Genomic DNA, 255 nt, shown 5'->3' with positions numbered 1-255 from the left:
CGGCTTATCACGCCACCTACGCGCGCTGTACGCCCAGTAATTCCGATTAACGCTTGCACCCTCCGTATTACCGCGGCTGCTGGCACGGAGTTAGCCGGTGCTTCTTCTGCGAGTGATGTCTTTCCTACCGGGTATTAACCGACAGGCGTTCTTCCTCGCTGAAAGTGCTTTACAACCCGAGGGCCTTCTTCACACACGCGGCATGGCTGGATCAGGGTTGCCCCCATTGTCCAATATTCCCCACTGCTGCCTCCC

General features: G+C 57.6%; 1 rRNA gene. It reads right to left on the bottom strand.

The annotated features are described in order from the left end of the window. A 16S ribosomal RNA gene (locus M8006_RS17945) occupies nucleotides 1-255 on the bottom strand; the annotation flags it as partial.

Origin of the sequence: Halomonas llamarensis (genome assembly GCF_023555005.1) — a bacterium.
Classification (GTDB): domain Bacteria; phylum Pseudomonadota; class Gammaproteobacteria; order Pseudomonadales; family Halomonadaceae; genus Vreelandella; species Vreelandella llamarensis.
The sequence above is the reverse complement of the archived record's forward strand: the minus strand, read 5'-3'. Positions and strand labels throughout refer to the sequence as shown.